Genomic DNA, 22,544 nt, shown 5'->3' on the forward strand with positions numbered 1-22,544 from the left:
GTATTAAATCCAGTAATGGCGAGGGTTTAGCTATACCCTCCCCCCTGCTGAACACCATACCCTGAGCCCTGAGGCTATTGCCCTGAGGGTGCTTCGACGTGCTCCAATACCGTCGTCAATAACGACCATTGGAGACGAATATGGAACAACCAACGACCAATCCCTACCAGCGCTTTATCCCTAAGTATGAAACAAGCCATCTTGACGGTGGCACCTCAGTGGCTGCTGTTGCAGCAAAGCTTTATGCCTTGCAACACCATTATGTCAGTGAAGCCTATACAGCGGCCTCGTGGCGCTCCCTTGAGATGTACATTTTGCCTCTTATCGGCTCAATGCCCATCAACCAAGTCAGCGCGCACATGGTGATTGAGCTGCTGCGCCCACTCGAGACTAGCGGCAAGCTTGTGACAGTGCAGCGCCTGTGCCAACGAATAAACGCAATTTTCGACTATTCCGTTAGCTTCGGCCTGATCGATGCTAACCCTTGCTCTGCCATTCGCGAGGAATTCCAGAAGCCCACCAAGAAGTCCATGCCCACAATCACACCAGACGAACTCCCTTTGCTGATGACTGACATCGCAGCCGGGCACCTCGATCACACTATTCGCAGCCAAATTGAATGGAACCTTCATACGCTGGTGCGTCCAGGGGAATCTGCCGGTACCCGTTGGGATGAGATTGATCTGGAGAACAAGATTTGGATTATTCCTAGCGACAAGATGAAGAAGAATCGCTCTCACCGGGTTCCGCTCACTCCGCAAACGATTGCACTATTGGAACGTATGAAGCCAATCAGCGGCCATCAGCCCTATGTGTTCTCCAGCTATCGCAACCCACACACCCATATCAGCAACCGAAGCACCAGTACAGCCCTGAAACAGCTGGGGTACGGTGGTCGATTAGTGGCCCAAGGGTTGCGCTCATTGGGCTGCAACATTCTGTTAAATCAAGGCTTTGCCTTTCATGTCATTGAAGCTGCACTGGCACATATCAATGAAAGCAAGATCCGCTTCGCCTTTAACCGCTCCGACTACTTCGAGCAGCGGGTAACCATGATGAGTTGGTGGAGCAATCACATTGTGCAGGCTAGCCAGGGAAACCAGTCCTTGGCTAGCGGCACCAAAGCTCTCAAGCTGGTCAACGAGTAACCCGACTATTTTGCGAGACAATCTTGGCAGGAGAGTGAGAGCCAATTCCCGTTTGACCCCCAAACACAAACAAGACAATACACGGAAGATGACTTAATGTTAGAAGTAGCACGCTCGTTCGAGACCCGATTTCAACGCTATACAACATATGTGGATGATAAACATCATAGCAATTTGCCATTAATTTCTATTATCTCGTTCATGTCTGAGTGCCTGACAAATCATAGAAAGTATCCCTGCAACTCAAACTCCACAGTGAGCATTTCACACAAACAAAGTCAGGAGCTAACCCCTCTTATCCAACAGAACGTCATACTCGCAGAGAGGGTACATCAGTTGGAGCAAAAGGTGGCCGAGCAAGATCGTCAGCTCGCATTTCTGAACCCTGAGCATGACCGCTACGCTCCCAAGCTAGCTGCGGCAGTTTCAGCTTGGCACAACTACATTGAACAACCCGGCAGAACGCCTAAACAGAGCCTAGTGCAATTCCTTACGAAAAATGCTAACAACTTCGGCTTGGTCGATAGTGAAGGCACACCATTAAAGTGTCTGCAAGATCTGGCAGCAATTGCAAATTGGAAACCTAACGGTGGTGCGCCAAAAACGCCCAGTAAAGAATCCCTCCACTAGTTCTCAAGGACGTCGTCTCTCACTTCTCTGCGAATCTGGCGACAACACCTACCCTATGTAGTGATCCCCCGGTACGAAAACCTAGGGGAGGTTTTAATTGCCTCCTCCCCTAGCCTTTAATGACCGTTACACCCTTTAATGACCCCTCTGACACTAATGACGAGTGAGGTCATATATGGATAGCTCTACCACCCAACGCCTGATCCGTATTCGTGAAGTGATCCAGCGCACCGGCCTGAGCAAATCAAGTATTTACGATCTGATGGCACAAGGCTCTTTCCCGAAAACCATCCGCTTGAGCGAACATGGTCGGTCCGTCGCATTTTTAGAGTCTGAAGTGGTTGAATGGATGGCGGCCCGTATTGCTGCTCGCAATTCGACGGCATAGGTGACTGCGATGAACTCTCCCAAAAAGGCAGTACCGAAGAACGGCACGACCCAACCCAAGCCAGTGGGCGGCAGCATTCAACCAACCGGCCATAGCACCAAACTGGAATTGGCTACTCACCACTTGCAGGAAAGTCGTACCAAAGACGCTGGTGCCCTGTCTGCTCTTGTTGGGTTGCGTTATTTGAACTGTCACCACTCTATTATCGAGATACGCCTTCACCACTGGATTTCAAGGAAGGATGTGCTTTACCGCCATATTAATTGCGTGAGCCAGCCGCACCATGCGATTCCCTTTGGCCAGGCATTTATCGCCCGTCACCTGCACGCCACCTAACCGAGGGTTAAACATGATCATTGCAAGCAATGGGCGTATCGCTCAGGGCGAAGCTTTGCCCAAAATCAACAGCTTGGCGACTGAGCCTCTAAGCTCGCGGCACACCGGGAAGGTGCATCCCTATGTCCATGGTCAACGGCATCAACCGAGCTGCGTCGTACAGGTGAACGAGGGGTAGTCATCATGGCTGTAGCCAAAACCTTTGTTTCGGATGTGGCATATGCTGCCGGTGGCCACTGGCCCACACTGCTGGCGGATCTGGGTATCGACACCCCGCACCATGGCAAACACGGCCCTTGTCCTGTCTGTGGCGGCAAGGACCGCTTTCGTTTTGACGACAAGGAGGGGCGCGGGACCTGGATTTGTAGCCAGTGTGGGGCGGGTGATGGGCTGGCTCTGGTTTGCAAGGTAATGAGCAAGACACCCAAGGAGGCAGCCGGGTTGATAGCGCCGCTGATGGGCATGGCTGCCGGTCGGTTGGATCCGGCTGAACGTGAGCGCATTCGTCAGCAGCAACAGGCCAAGGTCCAGCAGGAACGCAAGCGGAGCGAGCAACTGCGCCAGAAGGCCGCTTGCCGTGCCGCTGCCATTATCCACGACTGTGAGCAGGGGAAGATCCCTTACCTTACTAACAAGGGATTTGCCGATCATCTGAGTGCCGTCACTCGTGCCCAGATCAATGTGAGCGGCAAGAACTACCCAGCCGGTAGCCTGGTGATCCCGTTGACCAATGAGGCGGGTGAACTGGTGAATGTACAGCTGATCGGTCATGACGGCTGCAAGCGTTATCTGGCGGGCGGGCAAAAGGCCGGGGCCTTCCACTGTATCGAGGGTGGGGAGTTGATTGCCATTGTCGAGGGTTATGCCACCGGTCTGTCGGTTTACGTGACTACCGGGGCGACGGTCTATTGTGCGATGGATTGCGGCAACTTGGGTGTAGTGGCCGCCATTGCTCGCCGCCAGCATCCTGAGGCCCGGATCCTGCTGTGTGGCGACAATGACACCAACACCAAGGGCAACCTCGGCAAGGCCAAGGCCGAGCAAGCCGCCGCAACCGTAGGCGGGCTGGTAGCCCTGCCACCGGCTGCTGGTGATTGGAACGACTACCACCAAACCCGCGGGCTGAACGCAACCAAGGAGGCCATCATGAGCGCCAGACCGAGTACTACCAGCCCCCAAGCCAAGGACGCTAGCCAGAAGGAACAGGAGCACTGGCAGGCCGAAGTGCTACCGCTTCACCCTGATCGCCATGATAAGTCAGCGCACGGGCCTGATTTACCAAACGGGTTTGTATTCCAGGGCAATCGCCTCTGCGCTAGGGAGACGGTCGGACGGGGAGATGATGCCAGGCAAGAACTGGTCCCGATATCCAGCCCGATCCGGGTTCTCGCTGAAACCAGTGATGAGCATGGCCGTGGCTACGGCCGCCTGCTGGAGTGGCAAGATAGCGCGGGAAGAACACGCCAGTGGGCGATGCCTGTTCGCTCCCTGGTCCCGCGCAACGGTGAAGATGTGTTTACCTCCCTGCTGGATACTGGCTTGCCGTTTATTGATTTGGGCCGCAAACGCAAACTCGCCGAGTACCTGATGGCTTGTCAGCCCGATAAGCGGATCACCTGTGTGGAACGTACCGGCTGGTATGGTAACGCCTATGTGCTGCCACAAGATACGATAGGGACAGAAGGGGTGATCTTGCAGACGGCGGGGTATGCGGCTAACGACTTCACCGAACGTGGTACCCTAGCCGAGTGGCAACAGGAGGTCGCGGCGCTGGCCGTGGGTAACTCCCGCCTCTGCTTTGCGCTGTCGCTCGCCTTTGCGGCCCCACTGCTGACTCTGGTAGGCATGGAGGGCGGTGGGTTCCACCTCAAGGGCGAGAGTACCGACGGCAAGACCACCATCATGAAGGCCGCTGCCAGTGTCTACGGCAACCCTGATCGCTATTGTCAGACGTGGCGGGCAACCGGTAACGCTATCGAAGGTATCGCCAACCGCCGCAATGATGCCCTGCTCTGTCTGGATGAAATTGGGGAGCAGGCCGGGAAGGATGTGGGAAAAACAGCCTACATGCTGGCAAACGGCCAAGGGAGAGGCCGCCTCAAGCAAGATGGGGAGTTGAGGGAGCGCAAGGCATGGCGCTTGCTGTTCCTCTCCACTGGCGAATTGAGCCTTGAAGATCATGCTTCTGAAGATGGTACGCGCACACAAGCAGGAATGGAGGTGCGCACCATCCAGATCCCGAGCGACACCGGGCAGCATGGCGCATTTGAGCAGTTGCATGGTATGGAGGATGGCCGAACCTTCGCCGATACGCTCAAGGCCCACGCCGACAGCCAGCACGGCACCGCCTTTCACGCCTTTGTGAAGGTGCTGACTACCGATATGGAGCCGCACCGCGAGCACCTGCGGGGTGAGATCAAGCGCCTTGCCACTGAGTTAACCCCGCATTGCGCAGGAAACCAAGTAGGCCGTGCCATCAACCGGTTCGCACTGGTGGCCGCAGCCGGTGAGTTGGCTACCAAGCTGGGCGTGACAGGCTGGCCAGAGGGGGAAGCCATCAGGGCTGTGAGAGTCTGCCTTAAGGCTTGGTTGGCAGAGCGGGGACATCTGGGTAACCAGGAGGACGCCGCTACCCTGATGCAGATCCGCGCCTTTATGCGGGCTCACCAGTACACCCGCTTTGTTGATTTGAGCGACCCAAACCACCGACCGGCAAATGTGGTGGGCTATCGGCGTAATCCCAAGCAGGGCACCAATGAAGCGCTGGAGTTCTGGGTTGACCCATCAGGCTGGATTGAGATCACCAGCGGACGTGATGCCAAGAAGGCTGCAAAGCTATCAGCCAAAGCGGGATACCTGCTTAGTGGTGAAGGGCGCTATCAGTTGTTGAGGCCGCTCCCGACCGGAAAACGGGCGCGGGTCTATGTGCTGACCGATCTGGTGTTGGCTGATGAGACAGAATAGGCCAGCCAGAAGGAATCAAGGGGCTGCCAAGTGCGGCCCCTTCTTTAAGGCTCGCGCACGTGAAAGGGAAAAACTGTGGTTCTACTGGTTCACTGGTTTCTAGATAGCTCAATCCTCTGCTACATAATGCTTAGAGCCGGAACCACTTAATAAAATATGACTGGTTCCGCACTGGTTCCAGTGGTTCTAAACTCGAAGGCATGTTGAGGCTTGAACCGCTCACTGGTTCGCGGAACCAGTGGATCCCGGCAGACTGGTTCCCCCACAAACCCAGTCTTGGCGAGAGCTGGCGGGGTGTTAGAACCACTGAACCACCAGAACCATCATTTTTATACCTATAAATAAGACGCTGGTAGACCCAACACCTGATGGCTCATCTGGCTGGCAGCCATGTTGTCACAGCACAATAAGCGCAACCTGCTCACCGGCATACAGAATAAGGGGCACATCGTGCGGCTCCCCGCCCCCTCCCATCAGCCAAACATCCATCGCCCCCTCATTGACCTGCTGACCAAATAGTCCGTCACCTCTCATTTGCCACAAGAACATCGTTCCAAAAGCATCCATAGCGGTTTATGCCATCCGGGCAAAACGGTAGAATGACCACCAACTCAATTAATTAGCTGCAGTTGCCTGCCTGGTGCTGGCTGTTTCAGTGTGTATGACCGGGCAGTATTGATGTCTGAACAAACCGTCATGAAACTACATGACGTCCGGTCATCATAGAATGCGCGATAACCTGAAACACAACATGGCTGTTGCACCGCCCGGCCTTCACTATCAAGGCGCTGGACTCCGATTATTTTTCAGAAGAATAAGAGAACACAGATACATGGCTAAATCGCCCGCCAAGAAAGCCAACAAAGGCTTTGAAGAGACCCTCTGGGATACCGCTAACCAGCTGCGTGGCAGCGTGGAATCTTCCGAATACAAGCACGTGGTGCTGAGCCTGGTGTTCCTGAAGTTCATTAGCGACAAGTTCGAGGCCAAGCGCCAGCAACTGATCGCGAGTGGCCAAGAAGCCTTTGCAGATATGGATGTCTTCTACCAGCAAGACAACGTCTTCTTCCTGCCGGAGGAGGCTCGTTGGTCTTATGTGAAAGCCCGCGCCAAGCAGGATGATATCGCTGTCATCATCGACACGGCGCTCTCTACCATTGAGAAGCGCAACAAGGCGCTGACCGGCGCTCTGCCGGATAACTACTTCTCCCGACTGCAGCTCGATACGACAAGGCTTGCTTCGCTGATCGACAGCATCGAAAACATCGATACCCTCGCCAATGAGTGCGACCTGACCGAAGAGGACCTGGTGGGCCGGGTCTACGAATACTTCCTCGGCAAGTTTGCCGCCAGTGAAGGCAAGGGTGGCGGCGAGTTCTATACCCCCAAGGCCGTGGTCACCCTGCTGGCCGAGATGCTCGAACCCTATCAGGGCAAGATCTACGACCCCTGCTGTGGCTCGGGTGGCATGTTCGTCCAGTCCCTCAAGTTTGTTGAAAGCCATCAGGGCAAGAGCAAGGATATCGCCATTTATGGGCAGGAGCTGACTAGCACCACCTACAAGCTGGCCAAGATGAACCTGGCGGTGCGCGGCCTCACCGGCAATCTGGGGGAACGCCCGGCTGATACCTTCTTTGCCGATCAGCACCCGGATCTCAAGGCCGACTACATCATGGCAAACCCCCCCTTCAATCTGAAGGAGTGGCGAAACGAGGCGGAGCTCACCAACGACCCACGCTTTGCTGGCTTCCGTACTCCGCCCACCGGTAACGCCAACTACGCCTGGATCCTGCATATGCTCTCCAAGCTCTCCGAGGATGGTATTGCGGGCTTTGTGCTGGCCAACGGCTCCATGAGTTCCAATACCAGCGGTGAAGGGGAGATCCGCCAAAAGCTCATCGAAGATGACCGTATCGAATGCATGATCGCCCTGCCAGGGCAGTTGTTCTTTACTACCCAGATCCCCGTCTGTCTCTGGTTTATCAGCAAGAGCAAGCAAGCCAGTGTCAAGCATGGCTACCGGGATCGCCGTGGCGAGACTTTGTTTGTCGATGCCCGTAATCTGGGCACCATGGTTAGCCGCACCCAGAAAGAGCTGACCACTGCGGATATCGCCACCATCAGCGACACCTACCACGCCTGGCGCAGCGACGAGGGCGAACTGAAACGCCGTGTCGAGGCGAAGGAGATCGGCATCGTGCAGTATCAAGATCAGGCCGGCTTCTGCAAGGTCGCGACCCTGGACGAGATCAAGGCCAACGACTTTGTGCTGACCCCGGGCCGCTATGTGGGTGCTGCCGATGTTGAAGATGACGGCATCGCCTTTGAGACCAAGATGCAGGAACTCACCCAAACCCTCTATCGCCAATTGGACAAAGCTGCCGAGCTGGATCAGGCGATCCGCACCAATATGGAGGTGCTGGGTTATGGGAAGTAATTGGCCTTTAAAAAGTCTGAAGGAATTAGGTGTCAGTCTGATCGACTGCGTACATAAAACGCCAATAGCTGTAGAAAATGGAATTCCATACATTGGTATTCCTCAGATGAAGAACGGCATAATCGACTTTTCGGCAAATCCCAGGCTTATCTCCGAAGAGGATTATCAACTTTGGACCGTCAAAGCCAAACCTATACATGGGGATATTGTTCTCTCTAGACGATGTAATCCTGGCGAGACAGCTTATGTTCCTAAGGGGAGTAAGTTCGCTTTAGGACAAAACCTGGTCTTGTTACGCCCGGATCCGAAGAAGATTCACCCTGGATATTTACGTTGGGTTGTGAACAGCCCAATCTGGTGGGATGAAGTTAGCAAGTACAAAAATCCTGGCGCAGTATTTGACAGTTTGAAGTGTGTCGATATACCTAATTTTGAAGTGCCAGAGCCAACTTATCAGGCGCAAATTTTAATCGACAAATGCCTTTTAGACATAAGCGATAAAATTGAACTAAACCATCAAATCAACCAGACCCTGGAGCAGATGGCGCAGGCGCTGTTCAAGTCGTGGTTTGTGGACTTTGATCCGGTGGTCGATAACGCGCTGGATGCGGGCTTCTTTGAGCAGGGTTTGGAACTACCAGACGAGTTGCTGCGCCGTGCTGAGACTCGCAAAGCAGTACGTAAAAACGGCGATTTCAAGCCGTTGCCGGGCGCTATCCGCCAACTATTTCCGGTAGCCTTTGAGGAGTGCGCCGAGCCGTCCCTTGGCCTCGGTGGCTGGGTTCCGCAGGCGTGGACAGCTGCGCCACTAACAAAAATTGCCAACATTGTATATGGAAAAAATCTCCCAAAAACCCAAATAACCAATAATGGATATCCTGTCTATGGTGGGAATGGAGTCATTGGCGCTTACAACAAATATCTTTACAAAGAGCCGCAAGTATTAATTTCATGTCGAGGTGCGGCTTCAGGAAAGGTACATTGGACAAAACCATTTTGTTTTGTCACAAACAATTCACTTGTCATTGAAGAGAAAAGCATTAGTTCATTGTATATATATTACTGTTTGTTACAGCAAGATCTTACCAACCTAACTTCAGGTTCCGCGCAGCCACAGATGACAATTGCAAATTTAAACCCTGTAAATGTACTACTGCCAAAAAATGAGCTTATCTCCACATTCGTTCGGCATGCTCAAGACCTGCAGACTAATTGTGAGGCCAAGAAAGTTGAATGTGAGGTGCTTTCTAATCTCCGCGACACCCTGCTGCCCAAGCTGATTTCCGGTGAGCTATGCCTTAATGAAATTGAGACCGAACTCGCCGAGGAAAACTTGAACTAAGCCTTACTGACCGTCGTCCTCGAGCCACTGGGGCTAATTGCCACCCCCGAATAAACATGAACAAGAAGCCACCGCCATGAGCCATATTTTCACGGAAGCCAAACTGGAACAGGCCATTATCTCTCTGCTAGGGGAGCACCTTGATGCAGCGGGCCAGCCTTGCTACCCCCACTTTGTCGGTAGCGATGTGCCACGCAAGGACAAGAGCGAGGTGCTGATTATTGATGATCTTCGCCAGTACCTTGCTCACCAGTACCAGGCCGAGGGGATCACCGAGGGGGAAATCGCCTCCATTCTGCAGCAGTTGCAGACCCTGCCGGCCAGTGACCTGTACCAGAGCAACAAAACCTTCTGCCACTGGCTCAGCAACGGCTTCTTGCTTAAGCGCGAAGACCGTAATCAGAAAGACCTCTATATCGAGCTGATGGATACCCGTGCCTTGCCAAGCCAGTTGGCCAGGTTGTTTGCGGGAAAAGAGGTTGAGGTCGAGGCGGATAACAATATCTACCGGTTGGTCAACCAGCTGGAGATAGAAGGCCAGACCCGGGATGGCGGGCTGCAGCTACGTATTCCCGATGGCATCTTGTACGTCAACGGTCTGCCACTGGTGGTGTTCGAGTTCAAGTCGGCGGTGCGGGAGGAGGAAGCCACCCTCAATGATGCCTGGCGCCAGCTCTGTGTGCGCTACCGACGGGACATCCCCAAGCTGTTTGTCTATAACGCTCTCTGTATCCTCAGTGACGGGGTGAACAACAAGCTGGGCAACCTGTTTGCTCCCTACGAATTCTATTACGCCTGGCGCAAGGTGACCGGTAACGAGTCCACCGAACAAGATGGCATCAATGGGCTCTACACCCTGATACAGGGGTTGTTCCACCCGGTACGCCTGCTGGACGTGCTGAAGAACTTCGTCTTCTTCCCCGACACCAGCAAGCATGAGGTGAAAGTCTGCTGCCGTTACCCGCAGTATTACGCCGCCCGCAAGCTCTACTACAACATCAAGAAAGAGCGTAAGCAGATAACAGCAAGCGGAGAGAATATCGGTGGTAGCGGTAAAGGGGGGACCTACTTTGGTGCCACCGGCTGCGGCAAGAGCTACACCATGCAATTCCTGGCTCGCCTGCTGATGAAGAGTGTCGATTTTGCCAGCCCGACCATCATCCTCATCACCGACCGTACCGATCTCGATGAGCAGCTCTCCAAGCAGTTCTGCAATGCTACGGCCTTTATCGGTGATGCGGTGATTGAGCCGGTCACCAGTCGCCAGGACCTGCGGGACAAGCTGGCCGGCCGTGCCAGTGGCGGGGTCTTCCTCACTACCATTCACAAGTTCACCGAAGATATCCAGCTACTGTCCGATCGTAGCAACATCATCTGTATCTCCGATGAGGCGCACCGCAGCCAGATCAACCTCGACTTGAAGCTCAGCATCGATGCCGAGAGTGGCACGGTGAAGAAGACCTACGGCTTTGCCAAATACCTGCATGACTCACTGCCCAACGCCACCTATGTGGGCTTTACCGGTACTCCCATCGACGCCACCCTGGACGTGTTCGGCCCCACCATCGACAGCTACACCATGACCGAGTCGGTCAACGACCAGATCACGGTACGCATCGTCTATGAAGGGCGCGCCGCCAAGGTGGTACTCGATAACAGCAAGCTGGAAGAGATCGAGCAGTACTACCAGGAGTGCGAAGCGCTGGGCGCCAGCGAGCACCAGATTGAAGAGAGCAAGAAGACCACGGCAAGCATGAACTCGATCCTGGGTGACCCGGACCGCATCGAGGCACTGGCTAAGGACTTCGCCAAGCATTACGAGCAACGAGTAGCGGAAGGCTCGACAGTCAAAGGCAAGGCGATGTTTGTCTGTGCCAGCCGGGAGATTGCCTATGTCGTCTATCAGAGCCTTAAAGCTCTGCGTCCCGAGTGGTTCGAGTCAAAACTGGCCATCGATGGTGTCACCCTGACCGAACAGGAGCAGGAGGAACTGATGCCACTCCCCATGGTCAATATGGTGATGACCCGTGGCCAGGATGATGAGCAAGCCATGTATGACTTGCTCGGCACCAAGACGTATCGCGGGGAGCTGGACAAGCAGTTCAAGAACCCCAAATCCAACTTCAAGATCGCCATTGTGGTGGATATGTGGCTGACCGGCTTTGATGTGCCCGAGCTCGACACCATCTACATCGACAAGCCGCTGCAAAAGCACAATCTGATCCAGACCATCTCCCGGGTTAACCGCCGCTTTGAAGGCAAGGAGAAGGGGCTGGTGGTCGATTACATCGGCATCAAAAGCCGGATGAATATGGCGCTGGCCATGTACTCGAAAGCGGACAAGTCCAACTTTGAAGATGTTCAGCAGTCGCTGATTGAGGTACGCAACCACCTGCATCTGCTTGGCCAGGTGTTCCACACCTTCGACAGCAGTGATTACTTCTCAGGGACCCCTACCCTGCAGCTCGAGTGCCTCAACCGCGCCGCCGAGTTTGCCCTGCAGACCAAGAAGGTTGAGCTGCGCTTTATGGGATTGGTGAAGCGCCTCAAGGCAGCCTATGACGTCTGCGTAGGCAGTGAGGAGATCACCCAGGAAGAGCGCGAGCAGATCCACTTCTATCTGGCGGTGCGCTCCATCGTCTACAAGCTCACCAAGGGGGATGCGCCGGATACTGCGCAGATGAACCAGAAGGTGCGCGAGATGATAGCCGAGGCGCTCAAGGCTGACGGGGTGGAGGAGATCTTTACCCTGGGTGAGGACAAGGCCGAAACCATCGACATCTTCGATGACGAGTACATGGAACGCATCGGCAAGATCAAGCTACCCAACACCCGGATGCAACTGCTGCAGAAGATGCTGGCCAAGGCCATCAGTGACTTTAAGAAGGTGAACCAGCTGCAGGGGATAGATTTCTCCAAGCGCTTCCAGGCGCTGGTCGAGCAGTACAACCAGCGTAAAGAGAACGATGTGCTCAACGGTGAGGAGTTCGATGCCTTCACCCAGCAGATGGCCGACATGATCTATGACATCAAGTCCGAGATGATGTCATTCACCGATATGGGCATCGACATGGAGGAAAAGGCGTTTCTCGATATCCTGGATCACATGTGCGTGAAGTACGACTTCACCTACGACGAGGCCAAGATGCTGGAGCTGGCCAAAGAGATGAAGGTGACGGTTGATAACAACGCCCAGTACCCCGACTGGAGCAACCGCGACGATATCAAGGCCAAGCTGAAGGTTGACCTGATCCTGCTGCTACACAAATTCGGCTTCCCGCCAGTGGCCAACGATGAGGTCTACAAGAGCGTGCTGGAGCAGGCAGAGAACTTCAAGAAATACCAGGGCAGTTAAGCCCATAACCATTCGGAGCGGTGGTCGCAATGGCGGCTACCGCGCACTTTCTTTTGTTGTATTGCAGACAGGCAAGGCGGGATGGCGTGACACCACATATCTATAACCGCCCTTATCTGTGTGCTCTTTGAGGTTGCGTGAGTATGTCGGATTATTTGTTGACCTGGAATCCTGATCAATTTTCTACCGGTGGTGATGGAAGTACAGCCGGCCTGTTGGACTACCGTGAGGGCGATGAGATCCGATGGTCTTGCCGCAGCAAACAACCGCAATTTGGAGATACTGTGTATCTGATCCGCCTAGGCAAAGAGCCGCGCGGAATCATTGCCAAAGGGGTTGTTACCCAAGCACCGTTCAGTGATTCAGACTGGAAAGATGCAAATCTGGAACGCTCTTACATCAAGTTCCAGTTGCAGGAGTTGCGACAATCATGTCAGGCGGGATTATTGCCAATGTTGCTGCTCAAGGCTGCGCTACCCGGCCAGACTTGGAGTTCGCAAACATCAGGGATTGCGATCAAACCGGATGTTACGGCTGCGCTAGCGAATCTGTGGAATGCCGGTAAGAATAACCACTCGTTAGTGCAGTTTATGCGATGGACAAAAGAACATGATTTTAATCAGCGATGGTATGAGGATTATCAGGCTACCTGCCAATTGGCCGAAGATATAAGACGCGGTAAACCGGTGACGGATTCCGATATCAATAAACTGTGGCGTGATAAATCCAATGGCATCGCCAGTGCTGGCCAAGGGTTAATGTATAATAAAGAGTTCAATAGCAATGTTGAGTTCCTGCGCCAGCTAACCGTGGAAATCATTAAATCTCCCACTCTGGAAACCTATCGTCAGGTGTTTCAACGCTGGAAAAGTGATGGGACATTTGAACGGTATCTGAAGGTCGTTATTAACCGGGTTTTTGGTGCTGCATCTCCCCAAAATTACACCAGTATTGCTGATGGCTCTTGTCTCAAACCTCTGTACCAAGGTCTGCAAAGCCAATTTCAAATTGATATTAAACCAAACGATGATTGGTTAGAGGACAATCAAACACTACTGGCGGCGGTGAACCCTATCATCCCCAGTGAGTGGGATCTGTATACCCGTAATATCTTGCTATGGAACCTGTATGAATGGCTTGTTGAGCCAGTGAAAGATGACGGCCATGACCAATCCCATCAGGCTGATAATCAGATCAACGAGGAAGACGCAGACTATATGACTAGCGCAGACCCTGTTCACACACAGCCTAAAAATGTCATCTATTACGGGCCACCGGGAACCGGCAAAACCTATCGCTTGCAACAGCTGCAAGCAGAGTACACCCATCGCCCGGCCGTGATGGATGAGTCGCTGTGGCTGCGCGATAAATTGGCGCCCCTCAACTGGATGCAGGTGCTGGTGTTGTCATTGCTGAGTCTGGGCAAGCGCGCCAAAGTGGCTGAGATTGTGAGCAGTAAGTTCTTCCAGACTAAGGCGAGCATTAACGGACGTACCGATAATCTGGCGCAAACGGCGTGGAGTTATCTGCAGAAATTTACCATCGCAGAATCGGCGACCGTCAATTACAAGGGGCGCACTGAACCCGGGGTCTTTGATAAATCAAGCGACGCCGTATGGCAGCTGCTCGATGATCGGCTGGAGTTGGTGGATGATTTGGTGCAGTTACATGCTGAACTGACCCACGGGCCGCAATCCGCCGACGAAATCAAACGTTATGCAACAACCACCTTTCATCAATCTTATGGCTACGAAGAGTTTATTGAGGGGTTGAGAGCAGCGACTGACGATGAGGGTAATATCAACTATTCGGTAGAGCCTGGTGAATTCTTAAAACTGTGTCGTCGTGCCGAGCAAGACCCTTCACATCAGTACGCCATGTTTATTGATGAGATCAACCGCGGCAATATTTCCAAGATTTTTGGTGAGCTAATCTCGCTGGTTGAAATCGATAAACGGGCCGGTAGTCAGCATCCCATGACCATTCAGCTTGCCTACAGTGGCAAGCCATTTAGCGTGCCATCGAACGTCGATATCATCGGCACCATGAATACCGCCGATCGCTCTTTGGCATTGATGGATACTGCGCTGCGCCGTCGCTTTGACTTCATTGAGATGATGCCTGATAGCACACTGTTTGTGGGTCATGATGTCATCGATATCGGCAGCGGTAACACCCTCAACCTTGGCAAGCTGCTTGATAGGCTCAATCAGCGTATTGAGGTGCTCTATGACCGCGAGCATACGCTGGGGCATGCGTTCTTTTACCCGGCCTATCAGGCGGTAAAAAATGGCGATCACGCTGGCGCCTTGCTCGCACTTAAAGAGGCATTCCAGACCAAGGTGATCCCGCTACTGCAAGAGTACTTCTATGAGGATTGGCAAAAGATCCGCTTGGTACTCGGGGATAACCAAAAGCGAGACGCCAGTGGCAAAGAGGTGGCGGGGCTGCAATTTGTGCAACAGCAGCCGATCGACTTCAAGATGTTATTTGGCAATGACTATGAGCCGGATCAGTTCGGAGTGAACCAGCACCGTTATGAGCTGGCTGATCATAAGCATTCGGTGTGGGATGAGGGCATGGCCTATCTGGCGATTTATGCCCCTGATGTGGCCCAACGCTATGCGCCGGATCACGCACTACAACCCTCTGCTGCGCAGGTTGAAGATGCCACTTCGTAACGATATTGCGCTGTTCGAGTACGCCTATCTGGTCAGCGAGGAGAGCGGTATTACCCCGATCCCGCATGAGGTGGAGGCAATTTCGCCCTTGGCATTTCGTTACCTCAAGGAGATGGCACTGGGGAGCGGCCAGGATAATCGCCTGTTTCGGCTGTGCAAAAAACTCGGAGCAGAAGCACTGCAGGTACAAAATTATGCAGGGGTGATCTTCACCCCTGATGGCACTCAAGTTGAAGTGTTGCCCAAGCTGGGGAGGCCTGTTCAGGCCAACGATACCGATACTGCAACCCCCTCCTCTGCCGCCCGCTGTGAAGCGGCCCGGCATGCGCTGTTGATCATGCTGCGGGCATTGCGGGAGTTTTCCCATCTTCAAACAACGAACGCCAACATCCGCCAGCAAAAAATGCCGTTGCTGGAGGTGTTCATTAGCCAATTTCTTGATTCGGTGAATACCTTGGTCAAGAAGGGGCTGCGCAGTGACTATGTTCGCTGTGAGGAGAATTTGAGCTACCTCAAGGGCAAGCTCAATACCTCCCGTCAGTTGCGTCAAAACATCATCACCAAACACAAGTTCTATTGTGAATATGATGAATTCTTAGTCGATCGCCCTGCCAACCGCCTGCTGCATTCGGCACTGGTTGCGCTGGCTGCCATCACGCGCAGTGGGAATAACCAAAGGTTGCTGCAAGAGCTGACCTTTATCTTTTGCGAGGTGCCGCTCAGTGCCAACTACAAGTGCGATTTTGCCCGCTTGCGCATTGACCGGGGAATGAGCCATTACCAAACGCCACTGGCATGGGCGAAATTGATTTTAGAGGGTTTTTCTCCGCAAACCATGAGCGGGGGGCACCGAGCAATCTCATTGCTGTTCCCCATGGAGCGGGTTTTTGAAAACTATGTGGCGAAAACGCTGCGAGCCACACTCCCACCGCTGCTGACGTTAACCGCCCAGGCACAGCGCAAACACCTGGTTTCCCATCATGACGCTGCATGGTTTCGGCTTAAACCCGATATGGTGATTGAGCAGGGCAACAAAGTGATCAGCGTACTTGATACGAAATGGAAACTGTTAGACCCCGCGAAAGGGAACGGCACCGATAAGTACGATCTGCAGCAAGGGGATTTTTATCAGATGTTTGCCTATGGCCATCACTACTTTGATAACCCTGATGGGGGCAGAGAAATGTTCCTGGTGTATCCAGCCCATCGCGGATTTCAGGAGCCGATAGCCCAGCCATTTGATTTCCCAGTTTCTGGCCAAAAAACCATGCGCTTATGGGTGGTGCCGTTTGTGATTGATGCCGTTGAGTCCCGCTTGGTACTGCCAGCTCAATGCCAGTTACAGCTGCGAAGTTTGCAGTGAAGAGTTCAGAGTAAGAATGAAGGTTAGATGGTACCAAGAGGGGACCAACTGGCTCAACATGCAACATGGTTAGGGTAGCAAATGGCCAGTAAGGTATTTATGCGACCAGTGTGCCCAACTACGTGTGAATGAAGTACAGGGCTTATCACGACAAAACAAATAAATACAATAAGTTAACCAATATCTGGCGCGTACTTATGCGACCATTACGCGTACGCGCGCGCATGCGCGAAATATCATGCTACGAGAACAATGTATAGGCCTTGTTGATACCCATGTCAGCAACTATTGGTGAAGAGCCCTCACCGATTAAACTGGAGCGCAGCCAAAGTCCCCGTCAGTGGCGCACAGACGGGCAGCCCGAGACGGCTAGCATCATGATGATGCCAAATGGTGTGCTAAACCATCCACATTGGCTAGCCTTCAGAATTCGACCGTGGCACTGATTATCCACATAGAGTAATGAAGGAAAACCAAGAACTAAGGATGATGTCTTTGGCAAGTATCCATCGGCTGCAGGCTTCACCAAAACCTCTATGTGTGTCAGATGCCAAGGGATTTGAACTCGCATCTTGTGAAGGTTGTAAGGCAACGGAATGTTCTGGATGTGTCTTTTAAGAAGGGGTGGTTTTACCGTCAGTACCATCAATAGTACCACGAACATAAACAGACAATTGATCAAACAAATTAAAATCAACAACTTGCAACTCAAATTCAGACTCCCCCAGCTCCACCAAATAATGTTCCGGCCGGGAACGAAGAAGTACAGAAACCCGCAGAGCGTAAGGCTTTGCGGGTTTTTTGTTGTCCGGAGAAGTTCGGGGGAGTTCGACGAAATCCGTATAGGTAGGTACCATTGATGGTACCAATGAGCATTAGGGAAGGTGCGAATAAGTCACCAAACATAAAAATGCGCCCTTGTAAGCATTTGAATTTAATAAACTAAATTTTTCAGTTTCGTTGTGGAGGGTGCTTATTCGCACCCTCCCTAACCACAATCATCAATTGACTACAGGCACAGTAATACCACAACATAAAAATAATCATTATTTAGCAACTTCCGCATTCAAGTTGCCCCATCGCATCGTTGCAGCAAACCGAGCCATCGGACGTCCACATCGAATCAAGCGTATTCTCACGCAGGTACCCTGCTTTCCATCGTCACATTGATAGCACGTATGGCTCAACGCATTTTTCCAATAAGTGCAGTTAGCCGCCTGCGCAACCTGATCCAACAGCCAAGCATGGCCATGCCAAGGAGCTCTTTGTGACAATCGTCCAAAGTGATATCAATGTCTGGGCTCAGTCGTCTGCTTCCCCTGATGTTTACCCGACTAAGGTTACCTTGTATACCACCCGCCTCCGATACTGAGATTTTACACATGTAACATTTTCAGGCAGATAGAGCTCCTGTGTTGTTCACATGCTGCAGGCAGTGGCAGAGAGACCTGTTGCTGACCGCAGCTCCCCCCTAATACACTCTCTTAGCGATAAGCAATCGCCATCAATTTCCAAAACAGCATTCCATTGAACGTTCTATTGCCGATTGAAGCCATGCTACAGATTTTTGGCGAACCAGAACTTGAGTTGATGCACACATTGGACGTTACAATAACTGTATACATACACAGAATCATAATGAACCCACTACCTGCAAACATTTCCCGCTGAAGTGTCCATCCCGTTGTTCTTGCAACGTACCTCTTGCGGCTTTCCCAACCCAGCCAGAGAGAATTAACCTCGTTTGTATTTACTCACTTGCTCGAGAAAATAGCTACCCAGCTCCCCCTTATGCTGGCTTGCTTCGCTTTCTGCGCTGGCCAAGTGACCGTTGCGCTCCTTCCATACCGCATATGCGGCAGCCTTCTCGACCTCGACCCGTTCTTGCTGCTCTTTCGGTAGGGCACACAGATTGTGACTCATACTGACCTCTTTGTTATTTGTTGGCGCCATGGTACGCCATCACTGGCATGCTGGACTTGCGCTGGTTCAAAGGTGGTGCGCTATAATGGCTGTATATAAATACAGGTTTTTTGCCATGAAGCTGTTAACCCCAGACCCATCACCCGCCGAGATTACCATCCCGCTGTTCTTGCACCGCGCCTCTTGCGGCTTTCCCAGCCCAGCCAGCGACTATCTGGAAGGGAAGTTGGACCTCAACACCCACTGCGTGCCGCACCCTGCAGCAACCTTCTATCTGCGTGCCGAGGGGGAGAGCATGACTGGGGTCGGCATCTTTCCCGGTGACTTGCTGGTGGTCGATAAGAGCCTGACCCCGCGCCATGGTGATGTGGTAATTGCACTGCTTGACGGCGGCTTCACAGTCAAGACCTTGCAGCTCAAGCCGAGGCTGCGGCTGTTGCCAGCCAATCCGGCGTTCGCGTCTATCGACCCTTGCATGAGCCTCTCCCTGGAGCTGTTCGGGGTGGTCACCCATGTGATTGGCAATCTGAGGCAGCGTGATGGCCATAGCGCTCGTTGATGTAAACAATTTCTACGCCAGCTGTGAGCGACTGTTTCGCCCTGAGCTGCGTGGCCGCCCTATCGTGGTGCTCTCCAACAACGATGGATGCGTGGTGTCGTGCAGCCCTGAAGCTAAGGCGATGGGTATCAAGATGGCCGGGCCCTACTTCAAGATCCGCGAGCAGTTCGAGGCGCATGGCGGTGTGGCGTTCAGCTCCAACTACGCACTCTATGGAGATATGTCTGGCAGGGTGATGAGCACGTTGGAGACCATGGCCCCCGAGCTGGAGGTCTACTCCATCGATGAAGCATTCCTGTCTCTGTCAGAGTCGTTTGCCGGGGACCTGATAGCCTATGGGCAACAGATCCGGCAGCGAGTGTGGCAGTGGACCGGCTTAACGGTAGGGGTTGGGATCGGCCCCACCAAGACCCTCGCCAAGCTGGCCAACTATGCAGCCAAGAAGTGGCCTGCCACGGGCGGCGTCGTGGACTTGCGTGACGAGCTGCGCCGTGCCCGGCTGATGGCTATCACCCCGGTGGACGAGGTGTGGGGCATAGGACGGCGCTTGGGGGCCAAGTTGGTGGCACAAGGCATCAACACCGTGGCTGACCTGGTGGCTAGCGATGCCAAAGGGTTACGCGCCCAATACGGCGTGGTGGTCGAGCGGATCGTGCAGGAGCTGCGTGGCCTGCCTTGCGCGGAGCTGACCGTTGAACCGGCGGCGAAGCAGCAGATCCTCTCGAGCCGTTCCTTTGGTGAGCGCGTGACTGACCGTGGAGAAATGGCCCAAGCGTTGTCAGGCTTTATGGCTCGCGCAGCCGAGAAGCTGCGGGCCGAGGGGATGTGTTGCCAGCGGGTGCACCTGTTCGTGCGAACTAGCCCCTTTGACGAACGAGCGCCTTACTACAGTGAGCAGGCTGGCGTCCGGCTGGTCTGCCCTAGCGATGACACCCGGTTGCTGCTGCAGCAAGTGAACGTGCTGCTAGCGCAGATTTGGCGCGACGGTTACCGCTATCAGAAGGGGGGCGTCATGCTGAGTGAGTTCACTCCCAAGGGGCAACAACAGGCAGATCTGTTTGCCCCGTCCTCCGCTCAATCGGACGCGCTGATGGCAGTGATGGACCAGATCAAAGCCAAGGGATTGGGGCGCGTAGGCTTTGCCAGCCAAGGCACGGGGTCGCCTGAGTGGATGATGAGGCAAGAGCACCTGAGCCCCTGTTACACCACACGCTGGGAGGACCTGCCGGTAGCTAGGTAAGTGGATACAGTAATGTGCCTACCGTTTGCTAGATGTGGTACCCCACGTGGTACCCCAAGCCAAAAATCACAAATGGTTAGCTTCGCTGAGAAGCTAAACCTTTGTTTTATATGGTGCCGATAAGGGGAATCGAACTCCTGACCTTCGCATTACGAATGCGCTGCTCTACCAACTGAGCTATACCGGCTTGTTGCCAGTCAGATTCATGAAAAATGGCTGGCGTGTCAATCAAGCCAACTCAATTTTATGAGTTGGCTCATGGTGTTAGAGCCCGATTTACAGATCGACAAACTCGGGGATATGGGCCCGGCCACGGCTTTCGAGGAAATCGAGCAGGGCGCGGGGGGAGCGCACCAGGATCCGCTCTTGCGGGAAGCCCGCTTCGGTCACCAGACGGTGGCAGTGGTCAAAATCGCCAAGGGTAAATGCCACGTGGGAATCAGAGCCGAAAGTGAGATAGGCCCCCAGATCTCGCGCGGCTTCGACTATGGCACGGCAGTTGCCTTCACTACCCGGGCGCGAGTGAATGAAGGAGGAGTTGTTGATCTCCAGCGCCACCCGATAGTCCGCCGCCGCCTTGACCACTGCCTGAATGTCGATGGGAAATGCGGGGTTGCCCGGGTGGCTGATCATATCGACCCGGCCGCTCTTGATGGCGTTGATCATCGCCTGGGTATGGGTTGCCTGATCGCAGGGAGGGAATACCTGCTCATGAAAACCCGCCATGATCATGTCGAGGCGCGACTCGTAACGCTCGGGAAAATCGATCTCCCCCTCCAGGTTTTTGATGTTGGCTTCGATACCCCGCAGGATCCCCACCCCGTCCACCACTCTTGGCAATATCGGCAAGTTGGCAAAATGCCAGACATGAGGGGCATCGGCCATCTCGGGGCCATGATCCGTGGTGGCGAACAGCTTGATCCCCTTGGCCCTGGCTATCGGCAGATAGTCGTGGATGGTGCTGTAGGCGTGGGTGCTTGCAATGGTGTGAGTGTGGGTATCGACTGGGTACATCATCTTCTCTCCCCTCATATTTTGAAGGGGCAGCATAACAAAGAGCGGCAGCTTGGGCCACGCCAGTGCTTGCCACACTTTGTCACAAAATACCGCGAAGCTGACATAGTCTGAGGGGCTCTGGCTGGCATACTGCCCCCGTCGATACATGCCTGAACTCGCATCGACAGTTTGCCGTCAGGATGACGCGAACTCACTTTCCCCACCGTCGCGCCCTGCGGCGGTTTTTTTTGCCTGCAAACCGCAAACAGGTAACAAACGCGCAAAAAAAGGCCCAACTAGCATGGTGCAGGTTGGGCGAAACTTAATGTTTAATTGCAGTGGCATAGATATAGAGTCCTGCTTTTTGACTAAGTTCCGCCCACTTTGCTTTTTTCATCGAAAAACATTCCGCTAACACTCATTCACATTCTCTTGACACTTCACGTTATGAAACGTACTTTTTAAACATTCGTTTAAGTGAGGTGTCCAGTGAGTAAAATCGATACCAAAAACCGTATTCTCGACGCCGCTGAAGTGCTTTTTGCCGAGCGGGGATTCGCCGATACCTCTTTGCGTCTGATCACCAGTGAGGCCGATGTCAATCTGGCATCGGTGAACTATCACTTCGGCTCCAAGAAGGAGCTGATCCAAGCGGTGCTCGACCGCTATCTGAGCCTGTTTATGCCCGATCTCGATGCCCGCCTGCGGGTACTGATGGAGCAGGAGCAGCTGACCCTGCTGCAACTGTTTGAAAGTTTTGTAGAGCCGCTGATGAAGCTCTCGGCGGTGCGAGCCAACGGCCCGGCCATCTTCATGCAGCTGCTTGGGCGCGGCTATATCGACAGCCAGGGCCACCTGCGCCGCTTCATCACCGCCCACTATGGCCCCATTTTGCAGCGGATCACCCAGGCCATTTCCAAGGCCAATCCGGCCCTGTCGCCCGCGGATCTCTTCTGGCGCCTGCACTTCACTCTGGGCACCGTCGTATTCACCATGGCCTCCGCCGATGCCCTGCGCGACATCGCCCTGGCCGACTTTGGCCAGCAGCTCGATGTGGAAGGGCTGGTGCGCAACGTTATTCCTTATCTGGCGTCCGGAGTCGGGGCGCCCGTGGAGTCGACCAGGCTCTCCCTGGCCGTGTAACAACCAACAATAAATCAACGGAAACAGTGAAATAGAAGG

General features: G+C 53.7%; 16 protein-coding genes and 1 tRNA gene. 13 read left to right on the forward strand and 4 right to left on the reverse strand.

Annotated features, from left to right (window positions below):
- Nucleotides 1–140 precede the first annotated feature (140 nt).
- The 10 genes from AB5Y90_RS19915 to AB5Y90_RS19960 all read left to right on the forward strand — a co-directional run bounded on the left by AB5Y90_RS19915 (nucleotide 141) and on the right by AB5Y90_RS19960 (nucleotide 16,644).
- A complete protein-coding gene (locus AB5Y90_RS19915; protein WP_368167583.1) occupies nucleotides 141–1,148 on the forward strand; it encodes a tyrosine-type recombinase/integrase in 1,008 nt (335 codons plus the stop codon).
- A 96-nt stretch (nucleotides 1,149–1,244) separates the two neighbouring features.
- Entirely contained in the window at nucleotides 1,245–1,778 is a 534-nt protein-coding gene (locus AB5Y90_RS19920; protein WP_368167584.1) for a hypothetical protein, read from the forward strand.
- Between the two features lie 175 nt (nucleotides 1,779–1,953).
- The gene (locus tag AB5Y90_RS19925; RefSeq protein WP_108541430.1) at nucleotides 1,954–2,166 is read left to right on the forward strand and encodes an AlpA family transcriptional regulator; all 213 of its coding nucleotides are present in this window, start codon (nucleotides 1,954–1,956) and stop codon (nucleotides 2,164–2,166) included.
- Between the two features lie 9 nt (nucleotides 2,167–2,175).
- A complete protein-coding gene (locus AB5Y90_RS19930; RefSeq protein ID WP_368167585.1) occupies nucleotides 2,176–2,502 on the forward strand; it encodes a hypothetical protein in 327 nt (108 codons plus the stop codon).
- Nucleotides 2,503–2,685: 183 nt separating this feature from the next.
- On the forward strand, nucleotides 2,686–5,466 hold the full coding sequence (locus AB5Y90_RS19935) for a DUF927 domain-containing protein (RefSeq protein WP_368167586.1): 2,781 nt from the start codon (nucleotides 2,686–2,688) through the stop codon (nucleotides 5,464–5,466).
- Between the two features lie 832 nt (nucleotides 5,467–6,298).
- Nucleotides 6,299–7,903, forward strand: coding sequence for a type I restriction-modification system subunit M (locus tag AB5Y90_RS19940; RefSeq protein ID WP_368167587.1), 1,605 nt, complete (start codon nucleotides 6,299–6,301; stop codon nucleotides 7,901–7,903).
- Nucleotides 7,893–9,245, forward strand: coding sequence for a restriction endonuclease subunit S (locus AB5Y90_RS19945; protein WP_368167588.1), 1,353 nt, complete (start codon nucleotides 7,893–7,895; stop codon nucleotides 9,243–9,245). Before AB5Y90_RS19940 ends, AB5Y90_RS19945 begins: the two co-directional genes overlap by 11 nt.
- Before the next feature lie 76 nt (nucleotides 9,246–9,321).
- The gene (locus AB5Y90_RS19950) at nucleotides 9,322–12,600 is read left to right on the forward strand and encodes a type I restriction endonuclease subunit R (protein WP_368167589.1); all 3,279 of its coding nucleotides are present in this window, start codon (nucleotides 9,322–9,324) and stop codon (nucleotides 12,598–12,600) included.
- Nucleotides 12,601–12,743: 143 nt separating this feature from the next.
- Complete coding sequence (locus AB5Y90_RS19955; RefSeq protein WP_368167590.1) at nucleotides 12,744–15,281, forward strand: McrB family protein; 2,538 nt, start codon at nucleotides 12,744–12,746, stop codon at nucleotides 15,279–15,281.
- Nucleotides 15,268–16,644 carry an McrC family protein gene (locus AB5Y90_RS19960; protein WP_266141561.1) on the forward strand — a complete coding sequence of 459 codons (1,377 nt, stop codon included), beginning with the start codon at nucleotides 15,268–15,270 and terminating at the stop codon, nucleotides 16,642–16,644. The genes AB5Y90_RS19955 and AB5Y90_RS19960 overlap by 14 nt, the downstream gene beginning before the upstream one ends.
- A gap of 614 nt (nucleotides 16,645–17,258) precedes the next feature.
- On the opposite strand, the gene AB5Y90_RS19965 is transcribed toward AB5Y90_RS19960, so the two are convergent.
- On the reverse strand, nucleotides 17,259–17,501 hold the full coding sequence (locus AB5Y90_RS19965; RefSeq protein WP_368167591.1) for a hypothetical protein: 243 nt from the start codon (nucleotides 17,499–17,501) through the stop codon (nucleotides 17,259–17,261).
- An 877-nt stretch (nucleotides 17,502–18,378) separates the two neighbouring features.
- Nucleotides 18,379–18,567, reverse strand: a complete 189-nt coding sequence (locus AB5Y90_RS19970) for a DUF3283 family protein (RefSeq protein WP_368167592.1) — start codon at nucleotides 18,565–18,567, stop codon at nucleotides 18,379–18,381.
- A 115-nt stretch (nucleotides 18,568–18,682) separates the two neighbouring features.
- On the opposite strand from AB5Y90_RS19970, the gene umuD reads away from it, so the two are divergent.
- Both umuD and umuC read left to right on the forward strand, forming a co-directional pair.
- Complete coding sequence (gene umuD / locus AB5Y90_RS19975) at nucleotides 18,683–19,126, forward strand: translesion error-prone DNA polymerase V autoproteolytic subunit (RefSeq protein WP_368167593.1); 444 nt, start codon at nucleotides 18,683–18,685, stop codon at nucleotides 19,124–19,126.
- Nucleotides 19,107–20,366: a translesion error-prone DNA polymerase V subunit UmuC gene (gene umuC, locus AB5Y90_RS19980; protein ID WP_368167594.1), complete on the forward strand. Its 1,260-nt coding sequence runs from the start codon at nucleotides 19,107–19,109 to the stop codon at nucleotides 20,364–20,366. Before umuD ends, umuC begins: the two co-directional genes overlap by 20 nt.
- A gap of 111 nt (nucleotides 20,367–20,477) precedes the next feature.
- Here umuC and AB5Y90_RS19985 read toward each other — a convergent pair.
- Both AB5Y90_RS19985 and AB5Y90_RS19990 read right to left on the reverse strand, forming a co-directional pair.
- Nucleotides 20,478–20,553: transfer RNA gene (locus tag AB5Y90_RS19985), tRNA-Thr, on the reverse strand.
- Between the two features lie 89 nt (nucleotides 20,554–20,642).
- Complete coding sequence (locus AB5Y90_RS19990; RefSeq protein ID WP_139430256.1) at nucleotides 20,643–21,383, reverse strand: phosphatase; 741 nt, start codon at nucleotides 21,381–21,383, stop codon at nucleotides 20,643–20,645.
- Nucleotides 21,384–21,851: 468 nt separating this feature from the next.
- Here AB5Y90_RS19990 and AB5Y90_RS19995 point away from each other — a divergent pair, with 468 nt between their 5' ends.
- Complete coding sequence (locus AB5Y90_RS19995; protein WP_005334507.1) at nucleotides 21,852–22,505, forward strand: TetR/AcrR family transcriptional regulator; 654 nt, start codon at nucleotides 21,852–21,854, stop codon at nucleotides 22,503–22,505.
- Nucleotides 22,506–22,544 lie beyond the last annotated feature (39 nt).

The organism is Aeromonas sp. R4-1 (assembly GCF_040908325.1).
Taxonomy (GTDB): Bacteria; Pseudomonadota; Gammaproteobacteria; order Enterobacterales; family Aeromonadaceae; genus Aeromonas; species Aeromonas veronii.

What these genes read in the sequence shown, in the direction of transcription:
- AB5Y90_RS19915 (WP_368167583.1), top strand. Translation starts at nt 141, where the DNA reads ATGGAACAACCAACGACCAATCCCTACCAGCGCTTTATCCCTAAGTAT.
- AB5Y90_RS19920 (WP_368167584.1), top strand. Translation starts at nt 1,245, where the DNA reads ATGTTAGAAGTAGCACGCTCGTTCGAGACCCGATTTCAACGCTATACA.
- AB5Y90_RS19925 (WP_108541430.1), top strand. Translation starts at nt 1,954, where the DNA reads ATGGATAGCTCTACCACCCAACGCCTGATCCGTATTCGTGAAGTGATC.
- AB5Y90_RS19930 (WP_368167585.1), top strand. Translation starts at nt 2,176, where the DNA reads ATGAACTCTCCCAAAAAGGCAGTACCGAAGAACGGCACGACCCAACCC.
- AB5Y90_RS19935 (WP_368167586.1), top strand. Translation starts at nt 2,686, where the DNA reads ATGGCTGTAGCCAAAACCTTTGTTTCGGATGTGGCATATGCTGCCGGT.
- AB5Y90_RS19940 (WP_368167587.1), top strand. Translation starts at nt 6,299, where the DNA reads ATGGCTAAATCGCCCGCCAAGAAAGCCAACAAAGGCTTTGAAGAGACC.
- AB5Y90_RS19945 (WP_368167588.1), top strand. Translation starts at nt 7,893, where the DNA reads ATGGGAAGTAATTGGCCTTTAAAAAGTCTGAAGGAATTAGGTGTCAGT.
- AB5Y90_RS19950 (WP_368167589.1), top strand. Translation starts at nt 9,322, where the DNA reads ATGAGCCATATTTTCACGGAAGCCAAACTGGAACAGGCCATTATCTCT.
- AB5Y90_RS19955 (WP_368167590.1), top strand. Translation starts at nt 12,744, where the DNA reads ATGTCGGATTATTTGTTGACCTGGAATCCTGATCAATTTTCTACCGGT.
- AB5Y90_RS19960 (WP_266141561.1), top strand. Translation starts at nt 15,268, where the DNA reads ATGCCACTTCGTAACGATATTGCGCTGTTCGAGTACGCCTATCTGGTC.
- AB5Y90_RS19965 (WP_368167591.1), bottom strand. Translation starts at nt 17,501, where the DNA reads ATGGTACCTACCTATACGGATTTCGTCGAACTCCCCCGAACTTCTCCG.
- AB5Y90_RS19970 (WP_368167592.1), bottom strand. Translation starts at nt 18,567, where the DNA reads ATGAGTCACAATCTGTGTGCCCTACCGAAAGAGCAGCAAGAACGGGTC.
- umuD (WP_368167593.1), top strand. Translation starts at nt 18,683, where the DNA reads ATGAAGCTGTTAACCCCAGACCCATCACCCGCCGAGATTACCATCCCG.
- umuC (WP_368167594.1), top strand. Translation starts at nt 19,107, where the DNA reads ATGGCCATAGCGCTCGTTGATGTAAACAATTTCTACGCCAGCTGTGAG.
- AB5Y90_RS19990 (WP_139430256.1), bottom strand. Translation starts at nt 21,383, where the DNA reads ATGATGTACCCAGTCGATACCCACACTCACACCATTGCAAGCACCCAC.